The organism is Mesorhizobium sp. WSM4837 (assembly GCF_055811435.1).
Window position 1 is genome coordinate 32439 of record NZ_JBVVQE010000001.1, and the last position, 14862, is coordinate 47300.

General features: G+C 61.7%; 16 protein-coding genes and 1 pseudogene. 7 read left to right on the plus strand and 10 right to left on the minus strand.

Annotated elements, in window-relative coordinates; translation table 11 throughout:
• Positions 1-80 precede the first annotated feature (80 nt).
• Positions 81-950 (plus strand): non-homologous end joining protein Ku, encoded by an 870-nt coding sequence (gene ku / locus AC0L3D_RS00170; RefSeq protein ID WP_473642613.1) that lies wholly within the window; start codon positions 81-83, stop codon positions 948-950.
• A gap of 3 nt (positions 951-953) precedes the next feature.
• Complete coding sequence (gene ligD / locus AC0L3D_RS00175; RefSeq protein WP_473629592.1) at positions 954-3503, plus strand: DNA ligase D; 2550 nt, start codon at positions 954-956, stop codon at positions 3501-3503.
• 32 nt (positions 3504-3535) lie between these two features.
• Here ligD and AC0L3D_RS00180 read toward each other — a convergent pair whose 3' ends face one another.
• Complete coding sequence (locus AC0L3D_RS00180; RefSeq protein WP_473629591.1) at positions 3536-4576, minus strand: ATP-dependent DNA ligase; 1041 nt, start codon at positions 4574-4576, stop codon at positions 3536-3538.
• Positions 4577-4617: 41 nt separating this feature from the next.
• On the minus strand, positions 4618-5421 hold the full coding sequence (gene ku / locus AC0L3D_RS00185) for a non-homologous end joining protein Ku (RefSeq protein WP_473629590.1): 804 nt from the start codon (positions 5419-5421) through the stop codon (positions 4618-4620).
• A gap of 223 nt (positions 5422-5644) precedes the next feature.
• Here ku (AC0L3D_RS00185) and AC0L3D_RS00190 point away from each other — a divergent pair, with 223 nt between their 5' ends.
• On the plus strand, positions 5645-6349 hold the full coding sequence (locus tag AC0L3D_RS00190; protein WP_036262767.1) for a phosphoribosyltransferase: 705 nt from the start codon (positions 5645-5647) through the stop codon (positions 6347-6349).
• A gap of 204 nt (positions 6350-6553) precedes the next feature.
• Here AC0L3D_RS00190 and AC0L3D_RS00195 read toward each other — a convergent pair whose 3' ends face one another.
• From AC0L3D_RS00195 to AC0L3D_RS00205, 3 genes are read right to left on the minus strand one after another with little or no spacing between them, the layout of a single operon-like run.
• Positions 6554-6769, minus strand: coding sequence for a hypothetical protein (locus AC0L3D_RS00195; RefSeq protein WP_027154083.1), 216 nt, complete (start codon positions 6767-6769; stop codon positions 6554-6556).
• Between the two features lie 16 nt (positions 6770-6785).
• A complete protein-coding gene (locus AC0L3D_RS00200) occupies positions 6786-7031 on the minus strand; it encodes a hypothetical protein (protein ID WP_027154084.1) in 246 nt (81 codons plus the stop codon).
• On the minus strand, positions 7009-7263 hold the full coding sequence (locus AC0L3D_RS00205; protein ID WP_473642615.1) for a hypothetical protein: 255 nt from the start codon (positions 7261-7263) through the stop codon (positions 7009-7011). The genes AC0L3D_RS00200 and AC0L3D_RS00205 overlap by 23 nt, the downstream gene beginning before the upstream one ends.
• Positions 7264-7726: 463 nt before the next feature.
• On the opposite strand from AC0L3D_RS00205, the gene AC0L3D_RS00210 reads away from it, so the two are divergent.
• The gene (locus tag AC0L3D_RS00210) at positions 7727-9049 is read left to right on the plus strand and encodes an NAD(P)/FAD-dependent oxidoreductase (RefSeq protein WP_473629589.1); all 1323 of its coding nucleotides are present in this window, start codon (positions 7727-7729) and stop codon (positions 9047-9049) included.
• Between the two features lie 628 nt (positions 9050-9677).
• A pseudogene (locus AC0L3D_RS00215) lies at positions 9678-10072 on the plus strand (thiamine pyrophosphate-dependent enzyme); the annotation flags it as partial.
• Between the two features lie 13 nt (positions 10073-10085).
• Here the strand turns inward: AC0L3D_RS00215 and AC0L3D_RS00220 are convergent.
• The 3 genes from AC0L3D_RS00220 to AC0L3D_RS00230 form a co-directional block, all read right to left on the minus strand.
• Positions 10086-10400, minus strand: a complete 315-nt coding sequence (locus AC0L3D_RS00220; RefSeq protein WP_473629588.1) for a hypothetical protein — start codon at positions 10398-10400, stop codon at positions 10086-10088.
• 153 nt (positions 10401-10553) lie between these two features.
• Entirely contained in the window at positions 10554-10793 is a 240-nt protein-coding gene (locus tag AC0L3D_RS00225) for a hypothetical protein (RefSeq protein WP_473629587.1), read from the minus strand.
• Positions 10794-10878: 85 nt separating this feature from the next.
• Positions 10879-11700 carry an SIR2 family NAD-dependent protein deacylase gene (locus tag AC0L3D_RS00230; RefSeq protein WP_128167975.1) on the minus strand — a complete coding sequence of 274 codons (822 nt, stop codon included), beginning with the start codon at positions 11698-11700 and terminating at the stop codon, positions 10879-10881.
• 183 nt (positions 11701-11883) lie between these two features.
• Here AC0L3D_RS00230 and AC0L3D_RS00235 point away from each other — a divergent pair, with 183 nt between their 5' ends.
• A complete protein-coding gene (locus AC0L3D_RS00235) occupies positions 11884-12207 on the plus strand; it encodes a hypothetical protein (protein WP_473642616.1) in 324 nt (107 codons plus the stop codon).
• A 266-nt stretch (positions 12208-12473) separates the two neighbouring features.
• Here the strand turns inward: AC0L3D_RS00235 and AC0L3D_RS00240 are convergent, their stop codons facing one another.
• On the minus strand, positions 12474-12935 hold the full coding sequence (locus AC0L3D_RS00240) for a GFA family protein (RefSeq protein ID WP_473642618.1): 462 nt from the start codon (positions 12933-12935) through the stop codon (positions 12474-12476).
• 257 nt (positions 12936-13192) lie between these two features.
• Here AC0L3D_RS00240 and AC0L3D_RS00245 point away from each other — a divergent pair, with 257 nt between their 5' ends.
• Positions 13193-13810, plus strand: a complete 618-nt coding sequence (locus tag AC0L3D_RS00245) for a TetR/AcrR family transcriptional regulator (protein WP_287374455.1) — start codon at positions 13193-13195, stop codon at positions 13808-13810.
• Positions 13811-13869: 59 nt separating this feature from the next.
• On the opposite strand, the gene AC0L3D_RS00250 is transcribed toward AC0L3D_RS00245, so the two are convergent.
• The gene (locus AC0L3D_RS00250) at positions 13870-14805 is read right to left on the minus strand and encodes an NAD(P)/FAD-dependent oxidoreductase (protein ID WP_027154093.1); all 936 of its coding nucleotides are present in this window, start codon (positions 14803-14805) and stop codon (positions 13870-13872) included.
• Positions 14806-14862: the final 57 nt, after the last annotated feature.

Consider the following 14862-nt stretch of genomic DNA (forward strand, 5'->3'; position numbering starts at 1 on the left):
ACGCCGGCGTCAAAGGAACAAATCTCGGCGCCGCCACGTTGCATTTCCTGTGCAATGCTTGTGACAGTGAGGCTATCGTCTTGGCGCCGAGAGCAAATTGGAAGGGTTTTCTGAAAATCGGAGAACTCAGCTGCCCGGTGGCGCTCTATACGGCTGCCTCAACCTCAGAGCGGATCGCCTTCCACACGATAAACCGCGCCACCGGCCATAGGGTGCATCGCGCCTTCGTCGACAGCGATAGCGGCAAGCCGGTGGAGAAGGACGACCAGGTCAAAGGCTTTGAGATCGGCTCGGGTGAGTACGTCGTGCTCGAACCCGATGAGGTCGCAGCCGCGGTTCCCGAGAGTGACAAGACGCTGTCGGTCTCGGCCTTCATCGGCTGTGCCGATGTCGACGATGTGTATTTCGACAAGCCTTATTACCTGGCCCCGTCGGACAAACACGCGGAAGAAGCGTTTGGGCTGATCCGCGAGGGCATGCGCAGGAAGAAGGTCGCCGCGATCGCCCAGACCGTGCTGTTCCGGCGCGTCCGGACCCTGCTCGTCCGCGCCTATGACGAAGGCCTGGTCGCAACGACGCTGAATTTCGATTACGAGGTGCGCTCGGCGGAGGAGGCTTTCGACAACATCCCCGACTTGAAGATCGAGGGCGAGATGCTCGAACTGGCCGAACACATCATCAAGACCAAGAAAGGCAAATTCGATCCAATCAAATTCGACGACCGTTACGAGGCGGCGCTGGCCGAGCTTGTGAAGGCAAAGCTCGAAGGCAAGAAGATCGCTGTTCCGAAGCCGGCCAAGCGGGAGAAGGTCGTCGATCTCATGGATGCGCTGCGCCAGAGCGCCGGCGTTGGCGGCAAGCCGGCCTCGACGAGAAAGCCCGCGGCAAAGTCAAAGCCAGCGCGCCATGCCAAGGCGAAGCAGACAGCGCCGCGTCGGAAGGCCGGCTGACCGATGGCGCTCGAGACCTACCGCAAGAAGCGCAATTTTTCCGTTACCCCGGAGCCGCAGGGCCGCCGGGCGCCCAAGACCGGCAACAGCTTCGTGATACAGAAGCACGATGCCACCCGGCTCCATTATGATTTTCGCCTCGAAATGGACGGCGTCCTGAAGAGCTGGGCCGTCACAAAAGGGCCGAGCCTGATCCCCGGCGAGAAGCGCCTTGCCGTCCACGTCGAGGACCATCCTCTGGAATATGGCGGCTTCGAAGGCACAATCCCGAAGGGCGAGTACGGCGGCGGCACCGTCCTCCTTTGGGACAGAGGCACCTGGACGCCGATCGGCGACGCGCATCGCGGCTATGCGAAAGGCCATCTCGATTTCGAACTTCACGGCGAGAAGCTTGGCGGCCGCTGGCATCTTGTGCGGATGGCCGGAAAGCCCCGGGAGAAGCGCGAGAACTGGCTGCTGATCAAAGGCGACGACGACGCCGCGCGCACCGAACGTGATCCCGACATTCTGGACGAGCGGCCGGAATCCGTCGCGACCGGCCGCAAGATCGACGACGTCGCCGGCGAAGAGCCCGGCTGGTCGTCCAAGACAGGCCGCATTCGCAGGCGCCGCGGCGGCAGCACCAGGCCAGCTCCAGCGGAAGAGGCCCCCGCCACTGTCAGCGTTCCCGAACCGTCAAAGATAAAGGGCGCCAAGAAGGCGGCGCTTCCCGATTTCGTCGAGCCGACGCTGGCGACCCTGGTCTCGTCAGCGCCGTCGGGCGAGCGCTGGCTGCACGAGATCAAATTCGACGGCTACCGGCTACAGGCCAGGATCGAAGCCGGCCGCGTCAAACTGTTAACGCGGAGCGGTCTCGACTGGACGAAGAAATTCGGCAAGGCGGTCGTTTCGGCGCTGGCCGATATCCCTGTCGGGACGGCACTGATCGACGGTGAACTCGTGGTCGAGACGTCAGCCGGCGCATCGGATTTTTCCGCGCTGCAAGCCGATCTCAGCGAGGGCCGCAGTGATCGCTTTCACTTCTACGTCTTCGACCTGCTTCATCTCGACGGCTACGATCTGCGCGACGTTGCCTTAATCAAGCGCAAGGAATTGCTGGAAAAAATCATCGGGAGTAACAGCGGCATCATCAGCTACAGCGGCCATTTTGAGGAGGACGGCGCCCTGGTGCTGCGACATGCCTGTCGGCTGAGCCTGGAAGGCATCGTCTCCAAGCTTCGCGATGCGCCCTACCGCGCCGGCCGCAGCAAGAACTGGGTGAAGTCGAAATGTTCGGCGCGGCAGGAATTTGTCGTGGCCGGCTTTATCCCCTCGACAACCTCGCGCAAGGCGATCGGTTCGCTTGTCCTGGGTGTCTATGACCACGGCAAGCTTCATCATGTCGGGCGCGTCGGCACCGGCTACACAGCGGCGGTCGCCGAGAGCCTGTTCAAGAAGCTCGAGCGGATGCGCGTTCCGTCGAGCCCGTTCGACGAGCGTCTGAGCGCCGAGGAGGCTCGGCAAGTCCGCTATGTCAGGCCGGATCTCGTCGCCGAAGTCGAGTTCCGGGCGTGGACCGCCGACGGCAATCTGCGCCACGCCTCGTTCCGCGGATTGCGCGAAGACAAGCCGGCGAAGGAGATCGTGCGCGAGACGCCGAAGACGAGCAAGGCAGTGCCCCAACCTCAGCGCCGGACCGTCAAGCTTACTCATCCCGACCGCCTTTACTGGCCGGACGAGGGCGTGACCAAGGAAGGTCTCGCCGACTATTATGCCGAGGTCTGGCGCTATGCGTCGCCCTACATCGTCGGCCGAGCGCTGGCGCTGGTGCGATGTCCCAACGGGATTTCGGGCGAGCAATTCTTCCAGAAGCATGTCTGGAAGGGGCTCAACCCGAACATCGTGCTGGTCCACGACCCCAAGCATCCGCCCGACGAGCGGCTGATCAGCATCAATGATCTCGACGGGCTCATCGGTCTGGTCCAGTCGGCGGCGCTGGAGATCCACCCCTGGGGCTCGACGGTGAGCGATTGGGAGCGTCCGGATATGATCATCATGGATCTCGACCCCGGCGAGGGCGTGAGCTGGGAGGCAGTGATCGAAGGCGCCGTCGAGACCCGCGACCGGCTGAAGGATGCAGGGCTTGTCCCCTTCATCAAGACCTCCGGCGGCAAGGGTCTGCACGTCGTGGCGCCGTTGAAGCCGAAAGCCGAATGGCCAGAAGTAAAAGCCTTTACCAAGGCGATTGCCGACTCGATGGCCGCCGACAGTCCCAACCGCTACGTCTCGACCATCACCAAATCGAAACGACGCGGGAAAATCCTTGTCGATTATCTGCGCAACCAGCGTGGTGCGACCGCGGTCGCAGCCTATTCGACAAGAGCACGACCGGGTGCAGCGGTGTCGATGCCGCTTGCCTGGGACGAACTCGGCCCCAGCATCGGACCGGCCTATTTTACCGTCGAGAACACTCCAACGCGGCTTGCCTCGCTGTCGTCGGATCCCTGGCAGGATTTCCACGCGGCCGCAGCGCCAATCGAAGACCGCGCAAAGCGGCGCAAGAAAGCGGCTTGAGACGGCACTGCGAAGCGCATGCATCGGAATAGTCAGGCGATTTGCTCGAACGTGCATTGCTCCGGAGCCTTGTCCGGCCGCCAGCGCAGGAACTTGGTGCCGTGCCGGAAACGGTCGCCGGTGACATGATCGAAGCGTACCTCGACCACCAGTTCGGGCCGGACCGGCTCCCATTCGCCGCTGCGCTCGGTGCTCCAGCGGCTCGGCCCGCCCGGCGCCTTTCCGGTGAAGCCGGGTGGCTCGCGCATGGCTTCGAGCCTGCGGGTAAGCTCGGCCCTGTCATCCTTGGCAATGGTCGAGGTGAACCCGACGTGATCGAGCTTGCCGGCCTGGTTGTACAGACCCAGCAACAGAGAGCCGACCTGCGGGCTGTTGCTGAGATAGCGAAAGCCGCCGACCACGCAATCGGCCGACCGCAACCGCTTTACCTTGACCATCGCGCGTACCCCCGGTTGGTACGGACCGTCCAGCCGCTTGGCGACCACGCCGTCTGTCGCCCCATGTCCGGCATCCCCTAACCAGGAGCGGGCTTCCTTCACATCGCGCGTGCAGTGCGAAAGCACGATGTTCCTGCGGTTTGCCGAAGCGACGAAAGCCTCAAGGATCGCTCGCCGTTTTTTCAGGGTCCGCGCCAACCAGACGGTTCCGTGCTCATCGCAGAGCATGTCGAACAGGACGATGCGAGCCGGGGTTTCGGCGGACAGCTTGCGGATCCTGCTCTCGGCGGGATGAAGCCGCATCTGGAGTGCGTCGAACGAAAACTTGCCGTCGACCGAGATGACTATTTCACCGTCGACGACAAAACGGCGCGACGGCAGTTCCTTCAATGTCGCGACGAGTTCGGGAAAATACCGTCCGAGCGGCTTGCCTGACTTTGCGCGCAACTCCACCGCATCATCCTGCCGGAATGCCAGGCAGCGAAAACCATCCCATTTGCGTTCGTATTGCCATCCGTCTCCTTCGGGAATCGCATCGGCCGCCTTTGCCTCCATCGGAGGCGTATCGAGCGGCAGGAGGAAATCGCTGGATCGGCGGGTGCTGTCGAAAGCAGGATCGCGGGGTATGACCTTCATTGTGCTGCCTTTGTCCCCCAGCCCAGCCTGCTCCCAGGCGCTTATTTCCGCTTTCCGGCCTCCGAGCCGATGCTCTTGCGCAGCGCATCCATGATGTTGATCACGTTGCTGGCCGGTTGCTCGGCCTTGGCCTTCGCCTTGGCCGGACCCTTCTTGCCCTTCTTCTTCGAGGCAATGATCTCCAGCAGCCGCGCCTGGACGGGATCTCCAGTCATGGCGGGATCCCACTGCCTGGTTCGCTCATCGATAAGGGTCGAAACCATATCCATCAGTTTCAGGTCGGGTTTGACGTCGTCGATCTTGCCGAAATAAACCTCGGGGTCGCGAACCTCGTCGCCATAGCGCAGTGTCCACAGCACGATGCCCTTGCCTCGTGGTTCAAGCATGACGGCGCGTTCGCGGCGGTACATGACCAATCGCGATATTCCGACCGTCCCCGTCGATTGCATCGCGTCGCGAATGACCGAGAATGCCTCCTCCCCAACCGGGTCGTCAGGGGTGAGATAGTGCGGCTTGTCGTACCAGATCCAGCCGATGCTGTCGGCATCGACAAACATGTCGATATCGATGGTGCGCGTGCTCTCGAGCGCAACCGCTTCGATCTCGTCGTCCTCGAGCAGGACGTATTCGTCCTCGCCGCGCTGGTAGCCCTTCACCTCGTCGTCTTCAGCAACGGGCTTGCCGCTGACGGCATCGACATATTGGCTGACCACCCGATGCCCGCTCTTGCGATTGAGCGTATGGAACCGGACCTTCTCGCTCTCGGTGGTAGCGGGCGTCATCGCCACCGGACAGGTCACCAGCGAAAGCTTCAGATAGCCTTTCCAGAAAGGACGTGGCGCCATCGAGCACCCCCGGCAGGAGTAAAACAATCGAACGCAGCAGGGCGATCGATTGTTCCAGCAGCTTCTTTTGCGAACCGGGGGCCAATCGCATGGTTCGGCAATTTTTGCCAAGGGTTGATGAAACAATTTGCCCGCAATCGCCGTTTCCCCAGCAAGCTGAATTTGGGCGAGGAGGAGGCCTGAGCAGCACCACGCCAGGGTTTCGGCCTTGGAGGTGAAGACCATGCGCTTTGACGCCTTGAGGTTCAAAGATCGAACGGATGCGGGGCGCCAGCTTGCCGCCGATTTGGCCAGGTTCGCGGCAACCGATCTACTGGTGCTGGCGCTGCCGCGCGGCGGCGTGCCGGTTGGCTTCGAAGTGGCGAAGGCACTCGGTGCCCGGCTCGACGTGCTGCTTGTGCGCAAGATCGGCGCGCCGGGCCATTCCGAATATGGTATCGGCGCGGTCGTCGACGGGGAAAATCCCCAGCTCGTCCTCAACGAGGAGGCGATGGCTTTGGTCCGGCCGTCAGACGAATACGTCGAAGCAGAGAAGCGGCGGCAACTGCTGGAAATCGAACGTCGCAGAAACCTCTATCTCGGAAGCCGGCCTGCGGCTTCGGTCCTGGGCCGGACCGTCATCGTCGTCGATGACGGCATTGCGACCGGAGGCACGGTCAGAGTGGTGCTCAAGGCGCTAAGAAAGGATCGCGCCGCGCATGTCGTCCTGGCCGTCCCGGTCGCACCCCGGGACACGCTGGACCTCATCAAAGCCGATGTGGACGAAGTGGTCTGTCTCGCCACGCCTGAGCCGTTTGTTGCGGTGAGCCGGTACTATGAGGATTTCGAGCAGACCACCGACGCGGAGGTGATCCGGCTGCTGCGTGAGGCGGAGCAGTTTGAGAGCAAATCGTCGACGCGATCTGCCGAAGGAGCACGCCACGGCTAGCAAGGACCGACAACCGATGGAGATCGTCGAGCGCGGCGATATTTCTGCGCGAACTCAAAATGACCAAATCGCGCCATCCGATAGAACCGCTCTTCAGTGGCGAATGGGCCTGAGCCATACGGCCCCTCCCCTTGCGCTCGCAGCCAACCTGAAGCGCGGCCCCGGTCAGGGCCGCGCCACCGCGCGCCAGCGGCGGTTGAGCCGTCAATCGCGCAAACGATTGGCAGCGTGATCCTGGCGCTGCTCAGTCGCGATCTGCCTGGAATCCAGACCGCGTTGCTTCGTGTGCTGGGCCTTGTCGCGGTTGGACAGGACTTTGTTTTCCTCGAGCTTGTCCTTTGGGGTGGTGGTCATGGCGCCTGCACCGGAACCCTTTCCCCGCGCACCCGCTCCGATGTGCTTCTTGCTACCTTTTGCCATGGGCTTGCTCCAATTCTTAGTGGTCGGGACGGTTCTTGTGATGAACGCTCTCCTGATTTTCTCCGCGAAGGATGTTGCGATCGTCAGGGTCAACGAGGTCGGGTGTCTTGGACCTGATTTCCGACCCCTTGCGCAGCGCTTCACGTTCCGCTGCTGATCGCTTCAGGTCGGCCTCTGCGTCGAAATCCTTGCCGGCGCCCTTCGTGTTTTCCCGCTTTTCAATGATGCGCAATTGCTGCTCATGGGTTCTGCGTCCAGCCATTGGTTTCCTCCAAGGTGCCTTGCGGTCGATTTTTGAGGCCCAGATCTCTGGCGGAACCGTCGACCGCCGGTGATTGCAGTTGGCCACGGTCCTTGCCGCCAATCGTGCGCCACCACGATCTGAGCCTGTCCTTATGGCGATAATGGCAGGGCGGCGGGATCGTTCCGAGATGGCGGCCGAATAAACCGTCTATTCGCTCATCTGCTCCGGGCTGCTCATCCGCATCTGCCATGATCCGTCGGTCTTTCTCCCCGCGGTGTTCCGATGGAACATCAGAGCATCTCCGTCGTTCGGCGACTGATCGCCTAGGTCCACGTCTGACGCCCCGCCGCAGCGAGCGCGTAAAGCTGCAAGAGGATGGACCGCACGATCAAGGACGCCACGGTCAAACGCTTCTACTACAAGAGCCACGATCAGTTCAGGTAACACCTCGCCGACTTCGTTGCCGCCTACAACTTCGCTCGTAGGCTCAAGACCCTCAAGCGCGATCCAACGGACTCGCGAGCAGGTTACGCCGCCCTGCGCCGAACTGGAACTCGGTCGGGCTTGAGTAGCTCGTATCGATCAAGGGATCAAAAACCGCACATCTGGCGAAGTCCTGGATGATTTCGGCACATTCTTTCGAGCGCACGATGCGATGAAGGGCTGATCGGAACTTTGCTTCCGCATTCTTGGCAGCCGAGGTTGGTTGGAACATGTCGCCCCGAGTCGAACGCATTCACAGCGATGAGCGTCTCCCGGCCGAGGTCGACGTCGTCATCGTCGGCGGCGGCATCCTCGGCTCTACGGCCGCCTATTTCCTGGCGAAGCGTGGCCTCTCTGTGGCTCTGCTCGAGAAGGGCCACGTCGCCTGTGAACAATCGAGCCGAAACTGGGGTTGGTGCCGCCAGCAGAACCGCGATCGGCGCGAACTGCCGCTCTCGGTGATCTCCATGCGACTGTGGGACGAGCTGACGCGCGATATCAATCGGGACCTTGGATTTCGACGCTGCGGTCTCGTCTATGCCACTCACGACGAGGCTGTGCTCGCCGGCTGGGAAAGGTGGCGCGAGGTCGCCAGGGAGTACGAGGTCGACACCCGCATGCTGAGCCGGGCGGAGGTGGCCGAGCGCGTCCCCGAAGCGCGCGACAAATGGGTCGGCGGGACCTATTCGGACCGGGATGGTAAGGCCGAACCTGCACTCGCCGCGCCGGCCATCGCCGATGGGGCCAGAGCTCTGGGCGCCACCATCCACCAGGAATGCGCCGCGCGGGCGCTCGACTTGGCCAATAGCAAGATTGCGGGCGTGCACACGGAGAAGGGCTACATCAGAACCAGCGCGGTGCTGTGCGCCGCTGGCGCCTGGTCCTCGCGCTTCCTTAGGCCGCTCGGGATCAGTTTCCCCCAAGCGAGCATCCGGCAGACCGCGCTGCGTTCCACCCCGACAATCAACATAGGCGAGGCGATCTCCACACCCTACTGCACGGTCACGCGCCGACTGGACGGCAGCTATACGCTTGCGATCAGCGGCAAGGCGAACCTCGAAATCACGCCCCAGGCTATCCGGTATAGCCGAGAATTCATGCCGCAATTCTTGCGTCGCCTGAAGAACGTCAGGCTCGGCATCGGCCAATCGTTCCTTTCGGGGCCGGATTCAATGCCGGCGCTGCTGACCAGCGACGATCGGATCTTCGAACAGAATCGGGTGCTGGATCCTCCACCCTTAAAATGGCTGGTAAGCCAAGTGGTGGAGAGTGTCCGGAAGACCTTCCCCCAACTCGGCGATATAGAGATCGATAGTGCCTGGGGCGGCTTCGTCGATTGCACGCCGGACGCAGTGCCTGTGGTGTCGCAGGTGGACGGGGTGAAAGGCCTCGTCCTCGCGGCGGGCTGCTCGGGCCACGGCTTCGGTTTGGGCCCGGGGCTTGGCTATCTGGCCGCAGAGCTTGTCGTAAACGACACGCCTTGCGTCGATCCTACACCGTTCCGCCTGTCGCGTCTGGTCGACGGCTCGAAGCTGGACATCGCCGCTATCTGAAGATCAGCCGGAAGTCAGGCCTGACGCGCACCAAGCGAAGTCAAAGTGTCAGCAGACGGGTAAGCGGAATCCCCACGTTGCCTCGCAGTCAAGTCTCCGGGTGCATGAGTGCAACGTGGTAGGAGTTGCACCAGAATCCGCTCGGGAGAGCGCCGCGCTCATCGCGCTCGTCTTTGGCGCAGTTGGAACCGTCGCAGGAGTTCATTCTAGCGTTTTCTGCTTCTGCCGGTAAGGCGAATTGCTCGGCCCATACGCCGCGCCAGCGGCCGGGATGTTTGCCGCAACCTACACACGTGGCAGCGCAAACTTCAACGCCGTAGCCCTGCACTACGGCATTATGCGGGAGACCGGTTTCTACGGCGCTGGGGTATCGTCGACAACGTCTTAACCAACCTGTGGGTGCTCGCCCCCTGCGCGGGGCACGCACGGCTTTATCTCACCCAGCTCTTCCACAGGCGGAGCGGCCCCGCACCTCGTCCACGCCGGAGGCGTCAATCTCGGCGCCGCTTCTTACAAGCGCCCTCGCCCTGCTTCTCCCGGTTGTCCTTGGCCTGGGGCGGTCATTGGCCCGGGACAACACACTGGAGGCAACCATGCCCAACACCGCCGAGATCCTTGTCGACACATTTCGACGGCCGTGCCTTACAGGGTTCCGCTCCAGCTTCTGGTGATCAAGAACAACATGCTCAACCAGATCGCCTGGGAGCAAATGATGTTCCTTGGCAACCCGCAATTTGCCCGCGAACTCCAGCCGATCGATTTCGCTTTGGCCGCTGAAGCCATGGGGGGCATTGGCTACAGCGTCACCCGGCCTGAGGACGTCGATGGGGTTCTTGATGCCGCGTTTGCCGCGGAAGGCCCGGTGATCATAGAGGCGGTCGTCGACGCGTATGAACCCATGCTGCCGCCGCGCATGCCGGACGAATATCGCAAGAACATGCGCACAGCCCTGCGGGAAGGCCGGGCCGCAAGGAGATCGAGGCAAACCTCGCTCGCGAGCCGCTGAAGACGATGATGGGCTGAGTTCCCTGGCCGGTCAGTCCTTGGCGTAGGCGCCGGGCTGGCGGCCGCTCTTCGGAGCCTTGGCATCCTTGGAACGCTCCGCGATCGACGGACCGGCGCCGGATGTCTTTTCGGTTGCTGCACTGGGCGTGGACCGCCTGGACGGGTCCTGCCCTTCGGATTGACGGGTTTTGTCCTCCACCTCGTCCCTTGACCGGGTCAGGCCCATGCCGCCGGCAGGCTTCTTGTTGCCGGCCGCTTCCTGGGAGAATTGATCCGACGCGTCGGCATCTTTCTTTGCCGGGTACTTGGTCGCGCCATGTTCGTAACGGGTCTCGTTTTTGTTCATAGCATTTCTCCGGTTTCACGGATTGTGGCTAACACTCCTGTTACGGTACCGCCGCAGCGCTCCCGGCGGCGGTATATGCGATGCGTGCAGCGCCCGGCCGGCGCGGCTGCCGATGTACGGCGACGCTCAGGCGTCCTGCGCCGGTCAGGCGTCCTACCATGGCGCGTGCAGGATGTCGGCGCCCGGCTGCTCGTCGAACAGAACCGCGCAGCCGCGCGCCCACGCCACCGGCGACAGTGCGTTGGCCACGATTTCGTCCGGCGAGATGAAATCACCGGTCAGCACCCGCAACTCTTCGACGGCTTTGGCCATCGACACCAATCGCCCTGCGGCGCGGTCGGTGGTGCAGGCGTCGATGACGGAAACGAGATCGATCATTTGGAACTGGCCCATCATAGGCCTCCGCAAACAGCATCCCTTCGCAGCTATGAACGTCGCAACGATCTACAATGTTCCCGGCCGGCCGAACGCATCGGCACTAAGCCTGGTCTATCGCGTCCTTGAGCTTGCTCAGGAATGCCACCAGAGCATCCTCCGGCCGATCGGCCTCGTCGGTCAGCATGTCGATACCCCAGCGTCCGAGGACCGCTTCCTGGACGACGCTCGGTTGCGGCATGAAGACGAACGATTTCGGACGATTCCTTTCATAACCGGACCGACGCCAGGTTTCCCAAAGCCGATACAGCAACAGACGGATGTTCATGTCTGACATGCTGTAGCCGATGAACAGGACGGTGCGCCCGAGTGCGTCGGCGCGGAACTTCACATCCAACGGCGACTCGAACGACAGCCGCTCGAAATAGTCGGACTCCGCCAGGACCAGCGATGCGTCGTCGTCGAAATCGCCGTGATATTTGATGATCTGGGTAACCTCGCCGTTCACCTTGGCGATATCCTTGGCATTGGCCACTTTTACGAACGCGCGGTCGTGGACTTTGAACGCAACCTCAAGGTTTCGATCATAGTTGGTTGTGTAGATGATCGGGAAATCGAGTGACACGATCAGCTTGTGGATCGCCGATCCCTTGACTTTTTCCCGCGAGACCCTCCATTCGCGATCCATCCAACTGCGCAAGGGGCCGAGACTGCCATGCTTTAGCCGGTAATATTCGGCAAGAGCCTGGTAACTGGACTCTGGCCTGTCGACCACGTCTCGATCGAGGCCAAGTTCATCCACCATATGCTCGATGAGCGTCTCCCAGGATGGCAGGCCGACGCTCATCGACACACCCGCCCCAACGAACAAGATCGCTCGTCGCTCTTTCACGGATTGAGCCAGTTGCTCAAGTGCAGACGGCATGGCCAACTCACCAGGCAAGATCCAACACAACTGCGAACGGCGCCCTCTGTTCCGGAGAAGCCCGGATCACGCCAAATCTGTTCAGAAAATCGGTCTGTTCAGAAAATCGAGTGTGTTCAGAAATGCGGCGCAGACGGGAACCGCTGAGGCAGATCTAAGTTTGGTTGCCAGGGAGGCACCACGATGGCCGCGCGACGAGATCAGACGCCCGCCAAAACGAGAGGCGATATTCAGGCCGGAACAACCAGGGATAAGACTCCGGGGTTCGACCCTGCCGCCGCACCCGGTGAGACCGACGCCGAAGCGGCAGATGTGCCGACTTCTGTTGCCGAGGCTCGTCCACGGCGACAGCCCGAGTTCACGAATGAGGCAAGCTTCGGCGATGCGATGCGGCCGACAGGAAGCGAGCCTGGTCTTCAGCCTGGCAAGAACTGGCCGGTGCTGGTGATTGCCGCAGTCGTTGTCGTAGCGGCCGCCGGCTTCGTGCTAGCAGCCATGCTGCGCTAGCGAGATAGGTTTCGAGAGCTTATCGGCCCCCGGACATGAAACGGGCACAGATACGTGACCCATCCCCCGTAACTTCCGTAAGGATCTGGCCGGATCGCCGCGCCGCCATGTCACGCCCAAAAGCATAGTTCAGTTCGGTGAACGCCGTGATGAACCTAGCCGATCTTGCGGAAGATCGAGCCGATGATGCCGCATGACGACAGGTGGATGCCGAACAGCGCCGAGGCCATCACGTCGATGGCACCCAAGTAAATCGACTCACCAATTCACAAGCCACTCATGATCATTTTCCCGACTGCCAAAAGGCTCGGGTAATAGCCGCTGTACTTGGGCAGGCTGCCGGGCATGTCCAGCACACGACGGTGATAGAATATATCCATCCGAACCGGCGGCAGCCGGGCCCCGGGCTCGAAATTGCTGGCCGGGATGAACATCGTCTTGAACGGCCCAAAGCCCGCAACCTCCACAACCGGCTTGCCGCAGGTCCGGCAGGCCCCGCGATTGAAGTTCGGCGGCGGACGGTATTTCTTGAATGAAAAATTGCCGGCGTTTTTCAGCACGACACCCTTGGCGCGAACGGCAGCCACGTCCGCAAACGGTTTGCCGTTGAACGCCTGGCAAATCAGGCAGTGGCACCGGAATCTACCCTTCGGGGCAGTACGCACCTCGAACGAGCAAGCGCCGCATTCGCAGGAGCCGTGCAGTGGCAACAATGGGTCGGTCGTCATGTGCTGATGCTCCTGAACTCGATTTGATGACGGCATGCTGGTCACCGGAGCATCATGTTGAAGATGGTATCGATTGGCTGTCTGAAGGGCGCGCGCAGAAGGTTGGAGAGGTTCCAACGGCCCCGCTCATAAATCCCTTTGATTTTTGCGATTGCGTTCATGGTCCACTCCGATGTAGACAGAAGAAACTTACGCCCTGATGTAGCCCCTTAAGTAGCCAGTGTCAACAATGTATTCACAAGAAACTTTGAGGTACCATGCAGGACGCACCCAGCCGCCCCTATCACCACGGTGATCTCCGCCGTGCGGTTATCGAGACGGCGTTGGATATGCTTCGGGAGGAGAAGGGCTGGCAGTTCACCCTGCGGGAAGTCGCCCGCCGGGCTGGCGTAAGCCACGCGGCACCCTACAAGCACTTTTCCGATAAGGCCGCGCTGCTTGCGGAGATCGCTATGATTGGGTTCGACCGGCTGCGCGAGTCCCTATCGGCAGCGAAGTCTGAAGCGCCGAAAACTCTGCGCGACGAAATTACTCCGATAGCTCGAGCCTACGTCGCGTTCGGAACGGACAATCCGGCTCTCTACCGCCTGATGTTTAGCGCGGAGGAGGGAAAAGCGGTGGGAATGCATCTCAATGAGCGGGCGCTGGCGGTATTCGACGTTCTCGTCGAAATCCTCCGGCGGGGCCAGGCCGCGGGGAGCATTCGCAAGCGGCCTATAGAAGGTCAGGCGGCAGCCGGCTGGGGGCTCATCCACGGCATGACCATGCTTGCGATCGATGGACTCCTGGTGCCCGAGAAGGTGGGATCGGCCCCCTTGGATGCGGCCTTGAGCACACTGTTGGAGGGGCTGGGAAACCCAGCACCACAACAATAGCTGGTGCCATCCCGCTCGCCCCGCCTACCGTATATCTGTGCCCTTTAATGTTCAGGGCCTTATTCGTAGCCGAGGGCCAGGTCATTGTGAACATCTGTCGCAGCGATCGCAGCCTGGCCGAAGGCGACTGCGATCTGGTTCAGAGCCTTGACCAGGTCGCCGATGGCATACACCCCCTCGACCGAAGTCCGCTGATGCTTGTCGACGATGACATAGCCCTCGTCGCAGCATTTGACGCCCATTGCCAGCGCAAGGTCGGAACGCACCTGGCATCCCATCGCCGGATAGATGACGTCGAAATGGCGCACCTCGCCGTCCTTGAGGATGGCCTGGTAGCCGCTGTCGGTGGGAACAAACTTTTTGAATGCGTCGCAAATAGCAATGTTCTCTTCCGTGGCCACGCGTCGTGTGCTGGCGGAAAAATCTGGAAGATAGCGTGCGATCATTGTGACGTGCTGCGTATACTGCTTGAGGAACAAGGCCTCTCGCAGCACCTGCGCCTCGTGACCGATGACCGCGACCTGACGATCTATGACTTCGTAGCCGTCACAAACCGGGCAAAGGCGTACGCTGCCTTTGGCGATGGCCTCGCGCAGACGCGGAATTGCAGGCACGACATCGACGATACCTGTCGCCAGGAATACCTTTCGGGCGACGATCCGCCCGCCGTTGGTTTCGGCGCCGAACCCGCCTACGGTCGGCTCGACCGATGACGCGTGATCCTGGATCAGTGTCGCTCCGAACTTGGCGGCCTGGGAACGAAGCCGCTGCAGAAGATCGGGGCCGCTGATCCCTTCCGGAAATCCCGGACAGTTGCGGCTTTCCGCAATCAGCCTCGCGCGCGGTTCACCCGCGTCGACCACGACGACCCGATGACGGAACCTGGCGAGATAGATAGCCGCCGCCAGCCCCGCAGGTCCACCGCCAACGATGAGAACATCCGCTTCAGTCGCGGACGAGGCTGAATGTCGGCGTTTGCGCGCGGGTTGATCCATCCGCGCCGAACGCATTCATGGGAAAGATGTTCCAGCGCCGAAATCGAAGCCACGACA